Source organism: Rhodococcus sp. G6(2025) (assembly GCF_058628105.1).
Genome location: NZ_CP179750.1, coordinates 3,730,356 through 3,744,923 on the forward strand (window position 1 = coordinate 3,730,356; position 14,568 = coordinate 3,744,923).

At 64.9% G+C, this 14,568-nt stretch carries 12 protein-coding genes and 1 pseudogene; 3 read left to right on the forward strand and 10 right to left on the reverse strand.

The genetic code is table 11. The annotated features are described in order from the left end of the window. Nucleotides 1-24: 24 nt before the first annotated feature. From ACLIVD_RS17250 to ACLIVD_RS17265, 4 genes are all read right to left on the reverse strand, one after another. Complete coding sequence (locus ACLIVD_RS17250) at nt 25-417, reverse strand: tautomerase family protein (RefSeq protein WP_280782274.1); 393 nt, start codon at nt 415-417, stop codon at nt 25-27. 126 nt (nt 418-543) lie between these two features. Next, nucleotides 544-2,055: a CoA-acylating methylmalonate-semialdehyde dehydrogenase gene (locus ACLIVD_RS17255; RefSeq protein WP_491932760.1), complete on the reverse strand. Its 1,512-nt coding sequence runs from the start codon at nt 2,053-2,055 to the stop codon at nt 544-546. Nucleotides 2,056-2,119: 64 nt separating this feature from the next. Continuing rightward, nucleotides 2,120-2,467: a cupin domain-containing protein gene (locus ACLIVD_RS17260; RefSeq protein WP_317567378.1), complete on the reverse strand. Its 348-nt coding sequence runs from the start codon at nt 2,465-2,467 to the stop codon at nt 2,120-2,122. A 33-nt stretch (nt 2,468-2,500) separates the two neighbouring features. Continuing rightward, entirely contained in the window at nt 2,501-3,910 is a 1,410-nt protein-coding gene (locus tag ACLIVD_RS17265) for an NAD(P)/FAD-dependent oxidoreductase (protein WP_491932761.1), read from the reverse strand. A gap of 131 nt (nt 3,911-4,041) precedes the next feature. Between ACLIVD_RS17265 and ACLIVD_RS17270 the strand changes: the two genes are divergently transcribed. Continuing rightward, nucleotides 4,042-5,514 (forward strand): PucR family transcriptional regulator, encoded by a 1,473-nt coding sequence (locus ACLIVD_RS17270; protein WP_491932762.1) that lies wholly within the window; start codon nt 4,042-4,044, stop codon nt 5,512-5,514. Between the two features lie 67 nt (nt 5,515-5,581). Here ACLIVD_RS17270 and ACLIVD_RS17275 read toward each other — a convergent pair whose 3' ends face one another. Both ACLIVD_RS17275 and ACLIVD_RS17280 read right to left on the reverse strand, forming a co-directional pair. After that, nucleotides 5,582-7,018 carry an amino acid permease gene (locus ACLIVD_RS17275; RefSeq protein WP_491932763.1) on the reverse strand — a complete coding sequence of 479 codons (1,437 nt, stop codon included), beginning with the start codon at nt 7,016-7,018 and terminating at the stop codon, nt 5,582-5,584. Between the two features lie 13 nt (nt 7,019-7,031). Further along, nucleotides 7,032-7,160 (reverse strand): hypothetical protein, encoded by a 129-nt coding sequence (locus ACLIVD_RS17280; protein ID WP_491932764.1) that lies wholly within the window; start codon nt 7,158-7,160, stop codon nt 7,032-7,034. Nucleotides 7,161-8,283: 1,123 nt separating this feature from the next. On the opposite strand from ACLIVD_RS17280, the pseudogene ACLIVD_RS17285 reads away from it, so the two are divergent. After that, nucleotides 8,284-8,581 (forward strand): annotated as a pseudogene (locus tag ACLIVD_RS17285) (superoxide dismutase family protein); the annotation flags it as partial. 27 nt (nt 8,582-8,608) lie between these two features. Here the strand turns inward: ACLIVD_RS17285 and ACLIVD_RS17290 are convergent. Both ACLIVD_RS17290 and ACLIVD_RS17295 read right to left on the reverse strand, forming a co-directional pair. Continuing rightward, a complete protein-coding gene (locus ACLIVD_RS17290) occupies nt 8,609-8,827 on the reverse strand; it encodes a nuclear transport factor 2 family protein (RefSeq protein WP_491932765.1) in 219 nt (72 codons plus the stop codon). 270 nt (nt 8,828-9,097) lie between these two features. Next, nucleotides 9,098-9,643: a dihydrofolate reductase family protein gene (locus ACLIVD_RS17295; RefSeq protein WP_280782268.1), complete on the reverse strand. Its 546-nt coding sequence runs from the start codon at nt 9,641-9,643 to the stop codon at nt 9,098-9,100. A 1,025-nt stretch (nt 9,644-10,668) separates the two neighbouring features. On the opposite strand from ACLIVD_RS17295, the gene ACLIVD_RS17300 reads away from it, so the two are divergent. After that, entirely contained in the window at nt 10,669-11,883 is a 1,215-nt protein-coding gene (locus tag ACLIVD_RS17300; protein WP_491932766.1) for an Lsr2 family DNA-binding protein, read from the forward strand. 455 nt (nt 11,884-12,338) lie between these two features. Here the strand turns inward: ACLIVD_RS17300 and ACLIVD_RS17305 are convergent, their stop codons facing one another. Together ACLIVD_RS17305 and ACLIVD_RS17310 are read right to left on the reverse strand one after the other, a co-directional pair. Further along, the gene (locus ACLIVD_RS17305) at nt 12,339-12,968 is read right to left on the reverse strand and encodes an antibiotic biosynthesis monooxygenase (RefSeq protein WP_280782266.1); all 630 of its coding nucleotides are present in this window, start codon (nt 12,966-12,968) and stop codon (nt 12,339-12,341) included. 137 nt (nt 12,969-13,105) lie between these two features. Beyond that, a complete protein-coding gene (locus ACLIVD_RS17310; protein WP_283331641.1) occupies nt 13,106-14,479 on the reverse strand; it encodes a wax ester/triacylglycerol synthase family O-acyltransferase in 1,374 nt (457 codons plus the stop codon). Nucleotides 14,480-14,568: the final 89 nt, after the last annotated feature.

Genomic DNA, 14,568 nt, shown 5'->3' on the forward strand with positions numbered 1-14,568 from the left:
CCCAGCACTTGCTGTGGCCGGCGCTCAGAGGTGTCCTTCCACGAATTGTGCGATGCCGTTGCCGAAGGACCAGTCGTCGCGTGTGTTTTCGAGTACCGATACGATCAGATCGGTTGGCACCAAACCAGTCTCGGCGTGCAGGTGATCGGCGAGGGCCCGATACATGGCCTTCTTCTGCTCCTGGCTGCGGCCCTGTTGAGCCACCTGCACGACCACGATGTCGTCGGTTCGCTCGAACCCCAACCCCGTGTCCTCGGCGATGATCTGCCCCGGCTTGTGCTCGGAGATGATCTGGTAGCGGTCTCGGTCCGGTGCGGCGAAGTGCTCGAGCATCACGCCCTGCACTACATCCGCGAGGTGACGAAGCTGCTCAGGAGTACGCCTGTTCTCGATGACGTGGATGTGAACGAGAGGCATGACGTGCTCCTTGATGGTGTGAGGGGTGATCGTGCGGGTGGGGCCTGTGCGGGGTGCGGTCCGAGATCCGCACCCCGCACAGGTGATTGGTGGGCTCTCCGTCTACGAAAGCCTCATGGAAAGGGGCTAGTTGTTCTGGGGGAAGCCGAGGTTGAGTCCGCCGTGGCTGGGGTCGAGCCAGCGGGTGGTGACGACCTTGCCGCGGGTGAAGAAGTGGACGCCTTCGGTGCCGTGGGCGTGGGTGTCGCCGAACAGGGAGTTCTTCCAGCCGCCGAAGGAGTAGTACGCCATGGGGACGGGGATGGGGACGTTGATGCCGACCATGCCGACCTCGACCTCGTTCTGGAACCGTCGGGCGGCGCCGCCGTCGTTGGTGAAGATGGCGGTGCCGTTGCCGAACTGGCTCGAGTTCACCAGTTCCAGGGCCTCGTCGTAGGAGTCGACGCGGATGACGGAGAGGACGGGTCCGAAGATTTCGTCGGTGTAGACGCTCATGTCGGTGGTGACGTGGTCGATGAGGGTGGGTCCGAGCCAGAATCCGTCCTTGCCGCCGTTTGCCTGCACGGTGCGCCCGTCGACGACGATGGTGGCGCCGTCGTTTTCGCCGGCGTCGATGTAGGAGGCGACCTTGTCGCGGTGCACCTTGGTCACCAGCGGTCCCATGTCGGAATCCTGGGTGCCGTCGCCGATCTTCAACGTGTCGGTGCGGTCCTTGATCTTGGCGACAAGTTCGTCGGCGATGTCGCCGACCGCGACCAGGGCACTGATGGCCATGCAGCGTTCCCCGGCGGACCCGAAGCCGGCGTTGACCATGGCGTCGGCGGCGAGGTCGAGGTCGGCGTCCGGCAGGACGATGGCGTGGTTCTTCGCCCCACCCAATGCTTGGACGCGTTTGCCGTGGGCGGTGCCGGTGGCGTAGACGTACTGGGCGATGGGGGTGGAGCCGACGAAGCTGATGGCCTTGATGGCGGGGTGGGTGAGGAGTTCGTCGACGGCGGTCTTGTCGCCCTGCAGGACGTTGAAGACCCCGGCCGGGAGTCCGGCTTCGGCCCAGAGTTCGGCCATCCAGATCGCGGCGGTGGGGTCCTTCTCGGACGGTTTGAGGACGACGGTGTTGCCGGCGGCGATGGCGATGGGGAAGAACCACATCGGGACCATGGCGGGGAAGTTGAACGGGGAGATGATGCCGACCGGGCCGACGGGTTGGCGGAGGGAGGAGACGTCGATGTTGGTGGAGGCGTTTTCGGTCATGCCGCCTTTGAGCAGGTGGGCGATGCCGCAGGCGAATTCGACGACTTCCTGGCCGCGGCTGACTTCGCCGAGGGCGTCGGAGACGACCTTGCCGTGCTCGGCGGTGATGATTTCGGCGAGTTCGCCCTTGCGGGCGTTGAGCAGTTCCCGGAATGTGAAGATCACCTGGGTGCGCTTGGCGAGGGAGGTGTCGCGCCAGGCGGGGAACGCGGCGGCGGCGGCGTCGATGACGGCGCGGGCGTCCTCGACGCTGGCGAGGGCGACCTGACCGGTGACGGCACCGGTCGCCGGGTTCGTCACCGGAGCGGTGTTGCCGCTCGTGCCCGTGAACGTTTTGTTGTCGAACCAGTGTGGGATCGCCCGAAGGGTGCTGTCGCTGTGTGTCATGAAGTGGGGTCCTGTCGAATGAGAAGAAGCTGGTGGTCTCGTCGGGAAAGCGGCACGATCGGCATCAGAAGATGGTGTATGCCTTGCGGACGGTTTCGGTGACGTCCCAGCGTCCGGACCATCCCGGAGGCAGGACCACGAAATCGCCGGCCGAGATCTCGACCTTGATGCCGGTCTCGTCGTCGGTGAGTGTGGCCTTGCCTTCGATGATGAAGCAGGTTTCGGTGTTGGGTCGGTCGACGACAGGCCAGCCGCCGGGCTGGCATTCCCAGATTCCGATCTGGGCGTCGGTGCCGCCGTCGACGGGCAGGGTGCGCAGCTGCGGGTCGCCGCTGTCGGCGCCGGGTCGCTGGCCGGCGGGGGTCAGCTCACCGTTCACGACGGTGGAGGGCAGGTGGATCAGTGAAGCCATGTTCGATGTCTCCAGGAATCGGTCGAGGGGATGTCAGTGGGCGCCGGTGAGCTTTTCCAGCAGCGCGGACACCTTGGACGGTTTGTTGGTGACGCGCTCTTCGAGGTCCGCGGTCGCGGCGGCTCGCAGTCCGGCGTTGACCCCGAACCATCGGAAGGGTTCGACCTCCCATTTGGGGGAGTGGTGGTTGACCACCGGGAGTGAGTTCAGGTCGTCGCGTTTGTCGAGGATGAGGTTGCGCAGGATGCGGCCGGCGAGGTTGCTGGTGGCGACCCCGTCGCCGACATACGGTCCGGCCCAGGCCATTTTGTTGTTCTGGTCGTAACCAACCGAGGGGAACCAGTCGCGCGGAACACCGAGTGGGCCGCCCCACCGGTGGGTGATCGGTACGTCCTTCAGTGTCGGGAAGAACTCGTGCATCGTGTCGATGATCTTCTCGTGAATCTTCTCGTCGACGTCGAACGACGGGTGGACCTTGGACCGGAAGTGGTACGGCGCCCCGCGCCCGCCGAAGACGAGGCGGCCGTCGTTGGTCGGGTGGGCGTAGATCCGCAGGTTCCGCATGTCGTTGAACGCGGTTCGGCCGTCGAGGCCGAGTTCCAGACGGACCTCGTCCGGCAGCGGGGCGGTCGCGACGACGAGCGAGTACAGCGGCGCCACATTGCGCCGGTATTCGGGGAATTCGGGGGTGAACGCTTCGGTGGCGCGGATGACGACGGATGCGGTGACCGACCCGTGCTGCGTCCAGACGATGCCCTTGCCGATCTCGTCGACCGCGGTGTCCTCATAGATGACCCCGCCGCGCTCCTCGACCCAGCCGGCGAGACCGCGCACCAGCTTGTCCGGGTGCAGCAGGGCGCAGTGCTCGGTGTAGATACCGCCGAGCGCACCGGCTGCGTTGACCTTCTCGCGCGCGGCGTCGGCATCGAGCAACTGCCACTGCCCGTGGGTGCCGAACCTCTCGGCGCCATCGACAGTCGCCTTCGCCCGCGCCCATTGCGCCTGGCTGCGGGCGAGGGAGACGAATCCGTCGCGGGAGTATTCGCAGTCGATCTTCTCGGCCGCGACGACGTCGCCGATCTCGCTGACCGTTTCGTTCATCGCCGCCTGCAGATCCAGGGCGGCGCGATGCGAGTACAGCTGTTCGACGCGGCCGAGCGACACCGGGAAGATCGAGGACGCCCACCCACCGTTGCGTCCCGAGGCGCCGAAACCGGCGTATTCCCGTTCGAGCAGAACTACTTTCAGCGTCGGGTCGGCCTGCAGCAGATAGTAGGCCGCCCACAGTCCGGTGAACCCGGCACCGACGATCGCCACGTCGGCGGTGATGTTGCCGGGCAGCGTGGGCCGCCGGGATGTGTGCTCTCGGTCTTTGCGCCACAGGGGTGTACCGTCTGCGGCACCTGACACATCGCGCTCCGCGCGGGCGTTACTGACCACCATTTACAGCCTCCAGCCGTTCGTTCGTTCGTGCGTCGAAGTCCAGTGTCGTCTCAGCGTGTGAGCCCCGACATACTCCGGATTTACAGACATATAACTGGCAGCTGTACTTTTGTATGAGGAGGTGAAGGCCGATGATCTCCGTCGATCAGCTGGCCGCGATCCCATCGCTCGGCCTGCGATATCTCGCCGGTGAGAGCGGCGGCGCGAGGCTGGTGACCTGGGCGCATGCCTGTGACCTGCCCGATCCGTGGTTGTGGTTCGAACACGGTGATCTCGTCATGACCACCGGCGGCGGGCTGCCTCACGGCGACACGGAGCAGTCCGAGTGGATGGCGCACCTGATCGACAGCCAGGTCAGCGCCCTGGTGATCGCCCGCGGCCCCGGCACCCCGGATGTCACGCCGGCACTGCTCGAAGTCGCCGAAAGTCGCGGATTCCCCGTGCTCTCGGCAAGTTTCGACCTGCAATTCGTCGCGCTCGCGCGCACCGTCATCGAAAGTGCCGTCGAATCCGAACGACAGCGCCTGTCCACCATCACCCGCCTGTACGACGTGTACTGGCAGGCCCTGCACGCACGCGGCACCTTCGGGGACCGGATCTCCGCGCTCGAAGGGACCACCGGATGGGCTCTCGAGGTCCGCGATCACGGTGCCGGCGGCGAGGTCATTGTCAGCGGACGCCTGGCTCTCCACGAGCGGAGCGGCCACGCGGATCCTGCGGCCGACCACGTCGAAATTCCGATCCCGGGGGCAGGAGAAGTGGTGCTGTCGGCCAGCCCCGGCCGGGTCCCCGTCAACGACCGCCCGCTCCTGCAGCACCTCGGGGGCCTGATTGCCCTCGAACTCGAACATGATGCCGCTCAACGCGACCGTCTCCGTGCGTCCGGGGCGGACTTGCTCGTCGGCCTTCTCGACGAAACCATCACCTTCGCCGCCGTGTGGCCCGAACTGCGCCACCGCGGCATGACCAATGGGGTGGTCGTCGCCTGCTGGAGTACCCCGAACGCCGACCCACTTCATCACGAGACCATCCACCGGCAGGTCTGTCTGCAGCAGTACGCACCGCTGCTGCTGCCGCGCTCGGCGATACTCATCGCGGTGGTGCCCCGCGATCTCGACCTGCTGGCGACGATCAGCGCCAAGCTCGCGCCGGACTGTGCGGTCGGGGTCAGCAGCACTCTGACCGCCAATTCGAGTGTCGCCGAGGCGGCCCGCCAAGCCCAGCTCGCCGTGGCCCGCGCTCATGAGCAAGACCAGACGGTCAATGTCTACGGCGAAGACATCGACGACGTCGGGTTTCTGCCCCGCAGCATGGAAGACACCCGGAGGTTGGTCCGCACCACCCTCGGCCCGCTCATCGTTCACGACAAGAGCAACGAGGGTGAGCTGGTGACCTCGGTGCGCGTGTTCCTCCGGAACGATGGCGCGTGGCAGAAGAGCGCCGACGAGTTGAAGATCCACCGGCAGACCCTCGTCTACCGGCTGCGCCGCGTCGAGCAACTCACCGGCTTGAAGCCGACCTCCACCGAAGGCTCGGCGATGTTCTGGCTCGCCCTGTCCGGTGCCGAGCGAGCGAAACTCGATCTCGACGAGTTGATCGACTGAATGGAACACCAGATGGGCTGGTCCGTCACGGACCAGCCCATCTGGTGTTCAGGTGCTACCTCGAAGGTCAGGAGCTGATGCTCTCCGTGGCCACCCCGGATGCGTCAGGTCCGCTGTCGTGGGCGGCCGGCGCCACCTGTGTGGAGGCGCGGGTCTTCTTCTTGACGAAGTAGACGATCGTCAGCACCACCCACACCGCGATTCCCTGCATCAGTTCGACCCGATTGGCTTCCCGGAAACCCATGCTGACCAGTACCGCGACGATGGCCACCGTCACCAGGATCGGAAGGCCCGGGTAGAGCCACATCCGGAACTCGAGGGAGCCGGGGTTCTCCTTCTCCCACCGTCGACGCAGGCGCAGCTCGGAGATGCAGATCATGAAGTACACGAACAGGAACACCGCACCGGAGGCGTTGATCAGGAACAGGAACACCGTGTCCGGGAAGATTGCCGCAAGGACCACGCATCCGTAGCCGATGACGGTGCACGACAGGATGCCCTTGACCGGCACGCCACGCTTGTTGGTCGAGGTCATCCACGCCGGTGCGTCACCGCGGCCGCCCATGACGAACAGCAGCCGGGAGGAGGTGTAGAGCCCGGAGTTGAGGACCGACAGCACCGCCACCAGGATGACAAGGTTGAGCAGGTCCGCTGTGCCGGGGATTCCGATCCGGTCCAGGGCGGCGACGAACGGAGACTCGCCCGGTACTACCGAATCCCACGGCACGATCACCGCGATCAGGAACGTGGAGATGACGAAGAACGCGAGGATACGGAAGACGACGGAGTTGACGGCCTTGCGGATCGCCTTGGCCGGTTCCGCCGACTCGGCGGCGGCGATGGTGACGACCTCGACACCGGTCATGGAGAAGATCACCACGACCACGCCGATGAACAGGGTGGCCAGCCCGTTCGGGAGGAGCCCGCCATGGTCGGTCAGGTTGGAGAAGTCGATGCTCGCGCCGGGCCAGAGCCCGAAGACGAACAGTGCGGCGACCGCAATGAAAGCGACGATAGCGACCACCTTGATGCTCGCGAACCAGTACTCGGCCTCACCGAACGCGCCCACCGAGAGCAGGTTGACCGCGGTCATGATGACCATGAGGGCAGCTGCGATAGCCCACACCGGCAGCGACGGAATCCATTTGTTGATCATCTGACCGCCGACGACGGCCTCGAATCCGACGACGATGACCCAGAAGTACCAATACAGCCACCCGGTTGAAAACCCCGCCCACTCACCCCACGCCATCCGGGCGTAGTCGGTAAAGGAACCGGAACATGGTTTGGCTGCCGCCATTTCGCCGAGCATCCGCATCACCAGCAGCACGATCAGCCCCGTGATGCCGTAGGTGACAAAGGCGAGCGGGCCAGCCTGGTTGATGATCGCACTCGACCCCACGAACAGGCCGGCACCGATGACCCCGCCGAGCGAGAGCATTGTCAGGTGCCGCTGTTTAAGGCCGGGTTTGAGCTGATGGGCCCCGTTCGGAGTCGTACCCATGGCATTCCCTTCATCAGGTGCCCGCGCCCGTCGACTTCGCGGGGCGGGCGGGATCGAGCTTGTGATGGGAGTCACCCTGCTTGCCCGCGGCCGTCCCCGCCATGCGCCAACGGAACAACGCAGAGGCGGGGCCTTCATACATTTTGATGAACCGCTGTCGGGTTTCGGCCCTGACCTGGTCGTCTGGCGCGAGCGCCGCTCCGAGGGCTAGCCCGCCAGGTCGTGAACGTTGTGTTTCCTACTGCTTCCGCGGGCGCCGAGCTGGGGCTATCCGGTCCTGGTGATCAGCCCACTGTGGGTGGTAGCGATGGACCGGAGTAGGGCGATCGTGGTCCGAACACGCGCAAGGCGTTGAAGCTCTCGTGGAACGATCAGTCAGTACTTCCGCAACCGTGACCTCTTCGGCCAGAATCCACTCCAGTGTCAGGTCGGGGTCGCCGATATGGAGGGGGAGTGCCGCGACACCGAGCCCGGCTGCGGTAGCCAGCCATTGGCCGGTGATGTTGTTGGTCTGGATCTGGGTGCGGTGACCAGGGGATCGGCTACGCCACAGCTGTTCTGGTGTGGTGGGGTATAAACGGATCCAAACGGGCCCTCACTTCAGCCGAACGAACGGCCTTGCTCTCCGCTGCAGTCAGTGCGGTCCGAAGCTGACCCGGTCGGTTTCCCCGGCAGGCTCTCGCTTTCGCCCTCGCCGCCATACCCGATGTGGGAAACACGACGTGTATTCGGCTGTCAGGGGTGGTGTAGCCCGGTGATCTCCTACGCGTCGCGATTTCGGTGATAGCGCGCGCAGCAGCAGCTCACGTCCAACTCGATGACCCGCCTGTTATACCTCGTAACGGACGCCACCCCGCGGGAGAACACGATCGATAGCTGGTCGTGGTCTTCGAAACAGTGGCTGCACACAAGATTACGGCGCTGGACCGGGCATCGCCCCGGTAATCGACAGCGGCGGGCGACACGCCGGATGAAGCATGAACTTGTCGACCTGCGGGATGGGCGAGCGCTCGGGCATCTACTGTATTCCGGGGTAGTCGAGTTTACTTACCTCCGTTATCAGTACTTCGAAAACGTATGATTTCAAAGTTCTTGGGCTCAAAGCTTGCCTGAGCAATCGTGCGGGCAGGTTCGGTTCTGCACTTTTGACTCGCCAATGAGAACTGCGCGCCACCTGGTGGTGTCGGTGGCCGTGGGTAGCTTCCCTCTAGCGACGAACGAGGCAACCGCAGGGTCGAGTCCCGATCGTGGGTGGGTTGCGTTTCCCCACCTCTGCCGAGACGACGACCACCGCCCGTACCGCTGCCCGGTGTGGAGGGAGGAGCATTCCGGTCGCCTGGGGAGGACGACGGCGACAATGCCTTCACCTACGACGAAGTCGCTGTCCCGGTGGGTTCTTCGGCAAACATCGAATCCGAAGAAGAGAACGGCCCGACCGTTACGTTCAGTGCGACCGGCCTGGCACGCGACCGTGACTTCGGTGTACATGTGCACACGCAGCCCTGCGGGCCGCAGCCGGCGGATCCAGGGCCGCACTATCAGAACGACGTCGATCCCACCGCCGGCGGAAAAGCCGTCGGCTGTGTTCGATCACGGCTGGACAGCTGTGGTGATGTGGCTCAACACGCACACCCAACGACCATCTCGTTTCACGAACACGTCCGTTGTCCATTCGTCGGCGTCGAACTGCCTTCCCGCGTAGTGCGCGGTATTCGTCACCCGAGCAGTGAAGACCGCAGTATCGCCGTAGACCCTGACTCGGGCCTCCCCGGCGCGGTCCATGGCCGAATGGGTCAGCTCGCCGGACATAGCATCGCTCACGTGAAGGGCGGTGCGAAGGCGATCTTCAGTACGGCGAGGACATTTTCACTATTGATGTCGATGCCGCGCTCGCTCTCCTGCAGAAGATCCGAGCAATTTGCGGACGACGGCGGAACCGGATGGCCTAGTTTCGCCGGCGAGGGTGTCTCGTACATGATTCGAGACGAAAGGGCGGAAGGGAGGCTCGTCGCGTCCCGTTCTGCCGTCGGGGGTCGAGGGTGGGGACCGTTCGTCCGTTGGTGGCCCGGGGTGGTGTTCTCAGACGGTGTAGCGCAGCAGAGAGACGCCGTTTTCGAAGCCGCGGGCCTGCGCCAGCTGCAGCCTCGGCATCTCGTAGCCGTCGGGGAACAGCCGGCGCCCCCGACCCTGGACGGTGGGGTACACGAACAACCGGTACTCGTCGACCAGGCCGGCGACGATCAGGGCGTGGGTGAGCGTGATGCTGCCTGTGACCACGATGTCGCGGCCCTGCTGCCCTTTGAGTTCCCGGACTCGGGCGATCCAGTCGCCGGTGAGCACGGTCGAGTTCCGCCACTGGGGGTCTGTCATGGTCGAGGAGACGACGTACTTGTGGATCTGGTTCAGCTCGTCGGTGATTCCCGTCTGGTCGTCGGTCTGTTGGGGCCAGTAGCCGCGGAAATCCTCGAACGTCTGCCGACCCAGCAGCATCGCGTCCACGTGCTCGGACTGCCGGCGGGTGGCCTCGAGCAGCTGCGGATCCTGGTCCGCGGGGTCGAACCAGTCGCCGAGCATCTCGATGGAGCCGTCGAGGGTGATGTTCTGGGTGATTGCGAGTGTCCTCATATCAAGTACTGACCCTGCGGCGGCCGAAAAATCATCGCCAACAGGCGCAGCCCCAGCCGTACCGCTGCGATCCATGCACTGACTGTCCCCGACTGCAGGGCTGCGCCGGGGGCTTGTCTGACCTCAGGTCGACCAGCATTCCGTGATCTACCACCCATCGGGTCGTCATCTGGATCGGGTGAACGCGGCCTTGGAAGGTTCTTCCACCCTTGCCCAGGCAGTATCTGTCCGCGCGCAAGGCTCCGGCGCGGTAGATGGTTACTGATTCAGGCTCGCCTGAGCCTGAACCTTGTCCAGGTGAGGACCAACCGGCGACAACCCCGACCGCCGGCCCGGCCAGTGGCAGCGTCCACCACATGATGCAGAGAACCGATCTCCAAAACTGGCGATCGACATGCTCTTCGGCACGGCGACGATCGCCAGGGGTGCACATATCCCGCCGAGAGCACTGCCGGCGACACTCGGCCTCGGCTCCGGGCGGGTTTGCGCTTCGGGCAGATGTCGCAGATCTTGTTCACCAACGGCTACCAGGAAGCGGTCTTTGAGAGAGATCAGGAGCAGGCCGACTTCCCGAACGGCTGAAACGGAAACCGGATTACCTGGCTCGCAATTGGATGGCTGTGTGGTTCACGCCTCGTTCCGGAAACCAGATACGCCTGCCTCCCTGATAGATACGGTTCGACCCGCTGCCCCGGATCAGAGCGACGCGGTCCAATGGACAACTGCCGGCCCTGAAGCCTCGTTCGAGATCGCCGTGGTCCAAGGCCGCGTTGCGCAATCCCAACCTTGCCTATCGTCGCTGCGGCTCACCAACGTTTTTGATTGACAGAGTGAGTCGCACTCGTTCTGCCTGAATCTTGGTGCGTCGTGAGTGTGGAACTTCACGAGGATCGTGTCGACCCGCCCAGATCGGGGATGGGTTGGGACGTTGAAATGTCAGTTCGGGTGTGCTTCCTGATTACCGTGAGAAGCCGCCTGCCGTTACTGTGTGCGTTCGACGGTTGCCCGGGCGAAGAAGGAGACACATGACGGTATCACCGAAGGGTTCGAAAGGTTCGGCGAAAGTGACAACCAAGGAGATTCGTGAGTGGGCGATCGGGGAGGGCCGCGAGGTGTCTTTGCGTGGCCGGATCTCGGCCGAGGTGGAGCAGGCCTTCCATGACGCTCAGACGAAGAAGGTTTCGACAAAAACGGCGCCGGTAAAGAAGACGGCCGCGAAGAAGACGGCCGCGAAGAAGACGGCCGCGAAGAAGACAGCCGCAACGAAGACGGCCGCAACGAAGACGGCCGCGCCGAAGGCGGCGGTCAAGAGGACGGCCGTGAGTAAGGCTCCGGCGAAGAACTCGTCCAGGGAGATTCGTGAGTGGGCGATCGGGGAGGGCCGCGAGGTGTCCTTGCGTGGCCGGATTCCGGCCGAGGTGGAGCAGGCCTTCCACGACGTTCAGGCGAAGAAGGTTTCGACAAAAACGGCGCCGGTAAAGAAGACGGCCGCAACGAAGACGGCCGCAACGAAGACAGCCGCAACGAAGACGGCCGTGAAGAAGACAGCTGCAACGAAGACGGCCGTGAAGAAGACAGCTGCGACGAAAACGGCCGGCAAGAAGACAGCCGCGACGAAGACGGCTGCGAAGAACACAGCGAAGAAGATAGTCGCGACAAAGGCGGTTGCGGAGAAAAAGGCCGTGAAGAAGGTGGTCGCGGTGAAGGTTCCGGTCAAGAGGACGGCCGTGAGTAAGGCTCCGGCGAAGAAGTCGTCCAGGGAGATTCGTGAGTGGGCGATCGGGGCGGGTCACGAGGTGTCCTTGCGCGGCCGGATTCCGGCCGAGCTCGAGCGAGCCTTCCATGACGCTCAGGCGAAGAAGGTTCAGGCAAAAACGGCGCCGGTAAAGAAGACGGCCGCGAAGAAGACAACTGTGAGAAACACCGCCGCGGCGACGGCTCCTGTGACGAGGGCGGCGGCGCGCACGGCTCCGGCGACGAAGACCGCCGGGACGAAGACCGCCGGGAAGAAGACAATCGCGACAAAGGCGGCTGCGGAGAAAAAGGCCGTGAAGAAGATGGTCGCGGTGAAGGTTCCGGTCAAGAGGACGGCCGTGAGTAAGGCTCCGGCGAAGAAGTCGTCCAGGGAGATTCGTGAATGGGCGATCGGGGCGGGTCACGAGGTGTCCCTGCGCGGCCGGATCTCGGCTGAGCTCGAGCGGGCCTTCCATGATGCTCAGGCGCAGATGCCGGTGGCGTGAGTTGCAACATTGCGCTGATGGATTCCGTGGCCAACCTGCGGCGAAGGCCATGAGCCTGTGGGGATCATGGCCTTCGGGATCATGTGGTGGGCGATTGTCCGGCCTCAGCGGTGCCCGCTATGGGTCCGAGGTGTCCCGGCGGCACCTGACTTGACGATTCTCGCGGGGGAGGGGATTGGGTGCAGCAGTTCCGGCCCAGGGTAAGCCTGGGCCGGGGTGTGCGTGGCGCCTTGGGCGCGGCGGGACACTGTGATGCCACCGCCGGGGTGACGCGAATGCGGGTCACCGCGGCGAGGGTGCCGACGGCTGGGTGAGGTGCCGAGTTGCCGTGATCTCGACAGCTTCACCCGCTGCTCGGCAGTGGTCCCCTGAACATTAGTTCGGTTGTGGCACTGACGAGCTGCGGGTGAGTGCTAATGGTTGCAGTGCAGGATTCCCTCCGGCAGTTCGACAGTTCACGCCATCTCGGGGACGTGCAGGTGCGCGATGGCGAGCTCGAACTCGCATGTATCGAGTACCTCGGCGTTCGCCTCGCGAACCCATTCGTCCCGGATGCGGTCGATGCGTTCCCTGTTCCGTTCCATTGCCTCGGAGCTGTCGAATGTCAGCGACGACACCCCGCGACCCGCGGCGTGGTCGAGCATCAGACTGGCGCTGCAGAAGCCGTCGAGTTCCTCCATCTTGGGCAGTGCTGCCATCTTCCACACGTCGACGGCGCGGTCCATATGGGCCGACTCGGTCTTGACCCACGTGACGCGGCAATAGGCCCCGCGGTCCGAATGGTGGTCGCGATGCATGACAGCGATGTCCCACCGCGACACCTCGGTGGTGCCGTGGAAGACCTCGGCTGCGACGTCACGTAGCTTCAGTACCTGCCCCTCGCTGGCGCGTAGCGATTCCTCGTCCCGCCACGAACTGGTCGCAATGCACCGGCCCGTGCCGCGATCGATGAGCAGAGACATTCCGAGGCAGCCCTCTACATCCGCCAGCGCGGGCATCACGGTGTCGCGTACGTGCTTGATCCCGGCGTCGATGTACGACGGATGCGCTTGAATTGTGGTTGAGCGTGCGAACACGATCGGCACCCTTCTTCTCAGGGCGGCGCCGACGCGGCGTCGCCGGTCATTTGTCTGTGTTTCACACTGCTCCCCCTACCCCTCGGAGGCAATGGGCGGTGGCCGGATGCCCCAAACGAATGCGTGCCGGCGAGCCGTCCCCAGTGTCACCGCGGGGTTGTGCGGGCCGCGGTGGCGAGGTCGGTCAAGGCGGTATCGAGGTGGCCGATGATCCGATGCAGATGAGGGACCGCCGTCCGGTCACCGACGACCGCGACGTGCAGCTGCCCGGATCGGCTGGTGAGGGTGATGCTCAACGCCTGGCCACGCGCGAGGGTCGGGATTGGGTAGACGGCGTCGAGGTGGGCGCCGTTCCAGTACCGCGGGCGGGTCGGCCCCGGGGTGTAGGAGATCATCACGTTGAACGGTGGCGGGATGTCGTCGAGGACCTGGCGGATCGGGTCGAGCATGATCGGACTCAACGTCATGGCACTGACCAGTTGAAATTGGGTACGGCTCAGGGCCGCGACAATCCCGCTGGTATGGGCTACGGAGTCGGCGATCCGTGCCAGGCGGGCAAGGGGGTCGTCTTCGTCGGTGGCCAGGGACACCACCATTGCCCCGACCCCTCGGTTGCCGCCCGGCCCGATGGTGGGGTCCTCGCCGAGGTCGAGCGGGACGGGGAGCATCGCGGTCAACGAAGCTTCGGGGAGTGCGTACTGCTCGAGCAGATATGCGCGGAGCGCGCCCGCGCACAGGGTCAACACGATCACATCCAACGGGGCACCGGTACAGGCGGAGAGCCGGCGCAGTTGTTTCAGGGGCCAGGACCGGGCGGCGACCTTGCGGGCACGGCCGGTCGGGGCGTTGAAGATCGTCGGCGGGGACTGCAGCGGCAACGTCAGGCGCTCTTCGGTCAGTCCGTGGTAGCCGGCACGGACCAGGGTGGGAAAGGCGGCCGCCATCTCCCGCGGGATGCCCAGGCCAGACCGCAGCACCCCGCGTGGGTCGAGGGAGGAATACCGAGTGGGGGCCGCGACCGACGGGCTCCACGGCGCGGGGGAGTTCCGGAGGTCCGGGTCGACCGAGAGCGTGCGGTGCAGCAGCCTCATCCCCGAGGCGCCGTCGGTCAGCGACAGATGGAATTTCGTGTATACAGCGGTGCGCCCATCGGTCAGTCCCTCGATGACGTGCATCTCCCACATCGGGTGCTGCGGATCGAGCGGCATCGAGTGCATCTGCGAGACCAGCGACAGCAATTCGGCCATGGTGCCGTCGCCGGGAACGGCGGTATGCCGCACGTGATATCCGAGATCGACGTGCTTCTCGAGCCGCCACCACGGATACCCGTGCAGTCGGCGGACAGGGCGTTTGCGGAACAATTCGCCGGCCTCGGTGTGGGCGCGCAGGCGCTCGACCATGTCGGAGGCGTGGGCATCGGGTGCTGTGCCGTCCGGGGGATCGAACAGGGTCAGGGTGGCCACGTGCATCGGGTGCGACGGCGACTCGAAGAGCACGAACATCGCCTCGGTTGGGCTCATCGGCGCCAGACCACCGAACCCAGCTCGCACACCGCACCTCCCGGCTTCTGTGTGGTCTCAGCAGAACACACTGCGCCCGCGATGACCGT

Coding starts and splice junctions, on each gene's coding strand:
- ACLIVD_RS17290 (WP_491932765.1), bottom strand. CDS start 8,827: ATGTCCGGCGAGCTGACCCATTCGGCCATGGACCGCGCCGGGGAGGCC.
- ACLIVD_RS17300 (WP_491932766.1), top strand. CDS start 10,669: ATGACGGTATCACCGAAGGGTTCGAAAGGTTCGGCGAAAGTGACAACC.
- ACLIVD_RS17275 (WP_491932763.1), bottom strand. CDS start 7,018: ATGGGTACGACTCCGAACGGGGCCCATCAGCTCAAACCCGGCCTTAAA.
- ACLIVD_RS17295 (WP_280782268.1), bottom strand. CDS start 9,643: ATGAGGACACTCGCAATCACCCAGAACATCACCCTCGACGGCTCCATC.
- ACLIVD_RS17260 (WP_317567378.1), bottom strand. CDS start 2,467: ATGGCTTCACTGATCCACCTGCCCTCCACCGTCGTGAACGGTGAGCTG.
- ACLIVD_RS17270 (WP_491932762.1), top strand. CDS start 4,042: ATGATCTCCGTCGATCAGCTGGCCGCGATCCCATCGCTCGGCCTGCGA.
- ACLIVD_RS17250 (WP_280782274.1), bottom strand. CDS start 417: ATGCCTCTCGTTCACATCCACGTCATCGAGAACAGGCGTACTCCTGAG.
- ACLIVD_RS17265 (WP_491932761.1), bottom strand. CDS start 3,910: ATGGTGGTCAGTAACGCCCGCGCGGAGCGCGATGTGTCAGGTGCCGCA.
- ACLIVD_RS17280 (WP_491932764.1), bottom strand. CDS start 7,160: ATGTATGAAGGCCCCGCCTCTGCGTTGTTCCGTTGGCGCATGGCGGGG.
- ACLIVD_RS17310 (WP_283331641.1), bottom strand. CDS start 14,479: ATGAGCCCAACCGAGGCGATGTTCGTGCTCTTCGAGTCGCCGTCGCAC.
- ACLIVD_RS17255 (WP_491932760.1), bottom strand. CDS start 2,055: ATGACACACAGCGACAGCACCCTTCGGGCGATCCCACACTGGTTCGAC.